The sequence below is a fragment of the Mesorhizobium sp. M8A.F.Ca.ET.208.01.1.1 genome, from assembly GCF_004791315.1.
Classification (GTDB): Bacteria; Pseudomonadota; Alphaproteobacteria; order Rhizobiales; family Rhizobiaceae; genus Mesorhizobium.
In genome coordinates this window covers 1-340 of the sequence record NZ_SRUT01000174.1, presented here as the reverse complement: position 1 = coordinate 340, position 340 = coordinate 1, and the positions used below count along the sequence as shown (strand labels likewise).

1 protein-coding gene is annotated in these 340 nt (G+C 60.3%); it reads left to right on the top strand.

The window, feature by feature from the left end:
- Positions 1-96: 96 nt before the first annotated feature.
- The coding region (locus EN851_RS34790; protein WP_135931089.1) for a DUF2585 family protein at positions 97-340 on the top strand (244 nt) is incomplete at its 3' end.

Sequence of the window (340 nt, the reverse complement as noted above, 5' to 3'; positions counted from 1 at the left end):
TCAGGTCGATCGGGCGCAGGCATTCGCAATATGGGGACGTCGTGCTGATGGCCGTCGATGCGGCCGAGGACGACGAAAATCTGGGGGACTGAGGCAATGACCGCATCCGGAGAGGATAAGACGCTTTCGGCCTATGAGGACAGCTGGCGCATGGGCCTGCTGCTCGTGCTCGCCCTGATCATCTTTCAGGCGGGTGCCTTGTACGGCATGGGCCATCCGCCGATCTGCACCTGCGGCTACGTCAAGCTCTGGCATGGCGTGGTCAACAGCTCGGAGAATTCCCAGCACATCGCCGACTGGTACACCTTCTCGCACATCATCCACGGGTTCCTGTTCTATT